Origin of the sequence: Sinomonas sp. G460-2 (genome assembly GCF_047759905.1) — a bacterium.
Taxonomy (GTDB): domain Bacteria; phylum Actinomycetota; class Actinomycetes; order Actinomycetales; family Micrococcaceae; genus Sinomonas.
The window spans coordinates 1-5,189 of the sequence record NZ_JBKZWT010000256.1 but is presented as its reverse complement, the minus strand read 5'-3'; the positions used below and the strand labels follow the sequence as shown (position 1 = coordinate 5,189).

Annotated in this window: 5 protein-coding genes and 1 pseudogene; 5 read left to right on the top strand and 1 reads right to left on the bottom strand. The window is 70.7% G+C overall.

Annotated features, from left to right (window positions below; translation table 11 throughout):
* From ACLN58_RS17395 to ACLN58_RS17380, 4 genes and pseudogenes are all read left to right on the top strand, one after another.
* Positions 1–752: pseudogene (locus ACLN58_RS17395) on the top strand (transporter); the annotation flags it as partial.
* A 101-nt stretch (positions 753–853) separates the two neighbouring features.
* Positions 854–1,150, top strand: coding sequence for a DUF3039 domain-containing protein (locus tag ACLN58_RS17390; protein ID WP_415856505.1), 297 nt, complete (start codon positions 854–856; stop codon positions 1,148–1,150).
* On the top strand, positions 1,151–2,569 hold the full coding sequence (locus ACLN58_RS17385; RefSeq protein ID WP_415856504.1) for an MFS transporter: 1,419 nt from the start codon (positions 1,151–1,153) through the stop codon (positions 2,567–2,569).
* A complete protein-coding gene (locus ACLN58_RS17380) occupies positions 2,566–4,365 on the top strand; it encodes a DEAD/DEAH box helicase (protein WP_415856503.1) in 1,800 nt (599 codons plus the stop codon). The genes ACLN58_RS17385 and ACLN58_RS17380 overlap by 4 nt, the downstream gene beginning before the upstream one ends.
* A 59-nt stretch (positions 4,366–4,424) precedes the next feature.
* On the opposite strand, the gene ACLN58_RS17375 is transcribed toward ACLN58_RS17380, so the two are convergent.
* Positions 4,425–4,757 carry a DUF559 domain-containing protein gene (locus tag ACLN58_RS17375; RefSeq protein WP_415856502.1) on the bottom strand — a complete coding sequence of 111 codons (333 nt, stop codon included), beginning with the start codon at positions 4,755–4,757 and terminating at the stop codon, positions 4,425–4,427.
* Positions 4,758–4,954: 197 nt separating this feature from the next.
* On the opposite strand from ACLN58_RS17375, the gene ACLN58_RS17370 reads away from it, so the two are divergent.
* Positions 4,955–5,189, top strand: a 235-nt coding sequence (locus ACLN58_RS17370; RefSeq protein ID WP_415856501.1) for a hypothetical protein, incomplete at its 3' end; no start/stop codon positions are given.

The window sequence follows — 5,189 nt, the reverse complement described above, 5'->3', positions numbered from 1 at the left end:
TCGGGGCGTTCGGCTGGATGCCCGCCACCCCGTGGGGCGCCATCGCGGCGCGCTCGCTCACGTACTGGATCCGGGACCCGCGCTACGCCGCCGCGCTCATCATCGTGCCGCTCCTGCCCGTGATCCTTTACTTCTCCTCGGTCCAGCGCCACAACTCCGAGGTGTTCCTCCTGTCGGGGCCGCTCGCGGCGTTCCTCCTCGCGTGGTCCCTCGCGAGCGACATCTCGTACGACTCGACGGCGTTCGCACTCCACCTCTCCGCCGGAGTCCGGGGCAGCGACGACCGGCGCGGGAGGGCGCTCGCGCTCCTGACGTTCGCCGTCCCCGTCGCGATCCTCATCACGGTCGTGCCGTTCGCGGTCTCGGGCCGCTGGCAGCTCCTTCCCGCTTATCTCGGGCTAGTGTTCGGGGTGCTCCTGAGCGGCGTCGGGCTCGCGTCGGTCGTGTCGTCGCGCTTCGTCGTGGCCGTGCCGCTCCCTGGCGAGAGCCCGTTCAAGCGGCCGCCGGGCAACACGGCCCAAACGATCTTCGTCCAGCTCGGCGGGCTCGTGGGGCTCGGCCTGCTCGTCCTGCCGGAGATCGTGCTCGTGGTGCTCGCCTCCGGAGCGGGTGGAGGCGCGTTCGGCTGGGTGGCGCTCCTGGTCGGCCTCGTGCTGGGCGGCGCCCTGGCCGCGCTCGGCACGTGGCTCGGCGGCAGCTGGCTCGACCGGCGGGGCCCGGAAGTGTACGCGGCCCTGACCAAGGTGGGCTGACGCCATGGAGGCAGTGATCCTCAAGGACGCGGGCGCCGTCGGACGCCTCGCAAGCGCGCCGCCCGCCCGCCACTGTCGGGGCCCGTTGCTAGCATGGACGCATGAGCACAGCTGACCCCTTCGATCCGTACGGGAACGATCCGCGGGACCCCTCCACCTCCGGCTCGACCACGACGATCGAGCGCGAGGAGGTCCGCGAGGAGCTCGAACCGGGCGATCGCGAACGCTTCTCGCACTACGTGCGCAAGGAGAAGATCATGGAGTCCGCCCTCACGGGCGAGCCCGTGATCGCCTTGTGCGGCAAAGTCTGGACGCCGGGTCGTGACCCCAAGAAGTTCCCGGTCTGCCCCACCTGCAAGGAGATCTACGAGGGGCTGCGCCCGGGCAACGACGCCTAGGTGGCGGTCCGCGAGGCCCAGGGGCTCATGTCCCGGGCCTACCGAGGACTCGTCGTCGGTCTGCTCGCGATCGTCACGTGCAGCGCGTTCGAGGCGATGGCCGTCACGACCGCGATGCCCGTCGTCGCGAGCGAGCTCGGCGGAGCCCGAGCGTATGGTCTGGCGTTCTCGCTCTACCTCACGGCTTCGATGGCGGCAACCGCCGCGGCGGGCTCGTGGTGCGACGTCGCCGGGGCGCGGCCGTCGCTTCTGACGGGCCTCGGGCTCATGACCGCAGGCCTGCTCCTGTGCGGCGGGGCCTGGGACTTCGGCGCGTTCACGCTCGGCCGGATGGTCTCGGGGGCCGGAGCCGGATTCATGATTGTGCCCGTCTACGTGATCATCGGCCAAGCGCTCCCGGCCGCGCTTCAGCCCGTCCTGTTCGGCTGGTTCTCAGCGGCCTGGGTGGTGCCGTCGCTCGTCGGGCCGTACGTGTCCGGACTGCTCGCCGAGCACGCGAGTTGGCGGTGGGCGTTCTTCGGCGTCGCGCCAATTGTCGTCGTCGCCGTGCTGCTCACGTGGCCCCGCGTGCGGAGCCTCGGCGCGCCACAGGAGCACGCCATGGGCGCCGGCGAAGGACGACGGCGCGCCCTCCTCGGACTTGCGCTCGCCGCCGGCGTCGCGGCGGCGCAGTGGGCCACGCAGTCCTTGGCCGATCCGCAGACGAGGGAGGCCGTGAACCCGTTCGTGCTGGGGCTCCTCGGCCTCGCGGGCCTCGTGGCCGTGGTCGTCACGATCCCTCGGCTGCTCCCGCGCGGCGTGGTGCGTGTGGCCCGCGGCCTGCCCGCGGTCATCGTGGTGCGCGGGCTCCTGACGCTTGCCTTCTTTGGCGCCGAGGCGTTCATCCCCCTCATGCTCGTGGACCGCTACGGGCTCGAGCCCTCGATCGCGGGGCTTGCGCTGACAGGCGGGGCGATCGGGTGGACCGCGGGCTCGGTCGTGCAGACCAAGGGGTGGCTCGCGCGGCCCACTTACCTCGTGGTCGGCCCAGCCCTTCTCGCTGCGTGTATGGCGGGCGTCGCGACCGTGGTCGCAGCGCAGGCCACGCCGTGGCTGCTCGCGGGAGCCTGGGCCGTCGCGGGGATGGGCATGGGCCTCGCGACCACGACGACGTCCGTGCTGCTCCTCGACCTGAGCGACGCGGCCGAGCGCGGGAGGAATTCGGCCTCGCTCCAGTTGGCCGATATGCTCGGTGGAGTGATTGGAACCGCCGGAGCCGGAGCGCTCTACTCCCTGCTCCTCACCCCCGGCAGCGTCCCGGGGGCCGGCGTGTTCGCACTTCTCGTGGGCATGCTCGCCGTCTCCGCCCTCCTCGGTTCCGTGGCCGGCTCGAGGACGCGCGCGCCGTCGCCCGTCGTTCGTGAAGCGGGACGCGCGTGACGGAAACGCTCTTCGGCGGGCAGGAAAACAACCCTGGCCACCACGCTGTCGCCGCGCGGATTTCTCCCGCCTACCCCGAACGCGCCGCGTGGGGCACGGCTCCCAAGCTCCGAGCGTGGCAGCAGGAGGCGCTCGACAGGTACCTCGGCCGCGCGCCGCGCGACTTCCTCGCCGTCGCGACGCCCGGCGCAGGCAAGACGACGTTCGCGCTCCGCATAGCATCGACGCTCCTCGAGCAGGGACTCGTCAACCGCGTGACGGTCGTGGCCCCCACGGATCACCTCAAGCGGCAGTGGGCCGACGCCGCGGCGCGCGTCGGCATCGCGATCGACCCGAACTTCAAGAACTCCGACGGTCAGCACGGCCGCGACTTCCGCGGCGTCGCCGTGACCTACGCGCAGGTCGCGAGCAAGCCGCTCCTGCACCGCGCGAAGACCGAGGCAGCGCGGACGCTCGTGATCCTCGACGAGATCCACCACGGCGGCGAATCGCTTTCGTGGGGCGACGGCCTCCGCGAGGCGTTCGAGCCCGCGGTGCGCCGGCTCGCGCTCACAGGAACGCCGTTCCGCTCCGACACCTCACCCATTCCGTTCGTCGACTACGCCGAGGACCCTGACGGGATCCGCCGGTCGAAGGCCGACTACACGTACGGCTATGGGCAGGCGCTGCGCGACCACGTGGTCCGTCCCGTCATCTTCATGGCGTATTCGGGGCAGATGCGGTGGCGCACGAGCGCGGGCGAGGAGATGGCGGCGTCGCTCGGCGAGGCTGCCGTCACGAAGGACGTCACCGCGCAGGCGTGGCGCACGGCGCTCAACCCTCAGGGCGAGTGGATTCCCGCCGTCCTCGCCGCCGCCGACCGGCGGCTCACCGAGGTGCGGCGTACAGTGCCCGACGCCGGCGGCCTCGTCATCGCGACCGACCACGACGACGCGAGGGCGTACGCGGGGCAGCTCAAGAAGATCACGGGCGAGTCGCCGGCGATCATCCTGTCCGACGACGCGAAGGCGTCGAACCGGATCGAGGAATTCTCCGACGGCGCCGCCCGGTGGATGGTCGCCGTGCGCATGGTGTCCGAGGGGGTCGACGTGCCACGGCTCGCCGTGGGTGTCTACGCGACGTCGACGTCGACGCCGCTGTTCTTCGCCCAGGCCGTGGGGCGCTTCGTGCGCGCCCGCAAGCGAGGCGAGACCGCGTCGGTCTTCCTGCCCTCGGTCCCGCAGCTCATGGCGCTCGCGAACTCGATGGAGGTGGAGCGCGATCACGCGCTCGACCGCCCGTCCTCGGACGAGGATGGGCTCATGGACCTCGAGGAATCGCTCATCGACGAGGCCAACCGCGAGGAGAAGGCCTCCGACACGCTCGCAAAGGGCAAATACGAGGCGCTCGAGTCGCAGGCCGCGTTCGACCGCGTCCTCTTCGACGGCGGCGAATTCGGCATGGGGGGCGAAGTCGGCTCCGAGGAGGAGCTCGACTTCCTCGGCATCCCCGGGCTGCTCGACGCGGAGCAGGTCGCGGCGCTCCTGCGCCAGCGCCAGCAGGAGCACGTGTCGCGGCGCAAGAGCACGGGGCCAACGTCGTCGCCAGCCGGCGTCCCGGACCATCGCCGGCTCATGGATCTCCGGAACGAGCTCGCGAAGAACGTGTCGGCCTGGAGTGCGCGCACGGGGACTCCGCATGGCGTCGTCCACACGAAGCTCCGCGAGCTGTGCGGCGGGCCGGCCGTCGCCCAGGCCAACGAGGAACAGATCCGGGCGCGGCTGAAGAAGCTGCAGGATTGGTTCGTGGGCCGCTAGCCGTTCAAGGGTCACGTCCCGTGGGTTGGGGGCCGTACAGGGGTCACGTCCCGTGGGTCTCAGGCGGCCTGTTCGGCGAGATGGCGCCGGATCCGCCGAATCACTCCTCGGAAGTCGTCGCGAAGATCGTCCACGGTGACAAGAATCACCATCCATCCGGCTCGGCGGAACGCGCGATCGCGGCGCGCGTCGCTGAGGCGCTGCGCCTCGTCGAGATGGTGGCTCCCTTCGTACTGGATCGCAAGTCGATAGCGTCGGTATCCAATGTCGGCGGTTGGCGATCTCGGATTGTCGGTGTACAGCAGAAGTTGGAGTTCCGGTTCCGGGAGACCCGCCGCCTCCATTGCGAGGCGCAGGAGGGTCTCCGGGACTGAGTCAGAGCCAACTCGCATGAGCCGTTGACATGATGAAGCTCGCCTGGCCGGACCCTAACGCGATGCCCGACGACTCCCTTCCGGCGCACCCGCGGAAGATGGTCCGGCTTGCTGAGGTGCAGTAGATCGTGCTCGTCGCACCACGGGGGGAGGGGGAGTCCTTGCAGCTTGGCCGCTGTTCGATGCGATCCCCAGGCCAGTGGCGTGACCGCGAGATGGACCTCGAGCCGCTCCGCGAGACCCGGATCGTGGGTTCCTGCCCGATAGATCTCGCGGCTGCAGTGCTCGAGGTCCTTGGCGCGAAGCCGTCCAGGGGTGACCCCTGCGGTGAGGGCTTCGGTGAACGTGAAGGGCTGGTCTCGGAGCGGATCGGGCAGCGGGGCACGTCGGGTCATACCGCACAGTCTGCCGGGAAGGCCGCTCCTCGCGCCGAAGTTATCCACAGGCACC

Bases quoted from the DNA above. Each gene is read 5' to 3' on its own strand.
- ACLN58_RS17390 (WP_415856505.1), top strand. From the start codon at position 854: ATGAGCACAGCTGACCCCTTCGATCCGTACGGGAACGATCCGCGGGAC.
- ACLN58_RS17375 (WP_415856502.1), bottom strand. From the start codon at position 4,757: ATGCGAGTTGGCTCTGACTCAGTCCCGGAGACCCTCCTGCGCCTCGCA.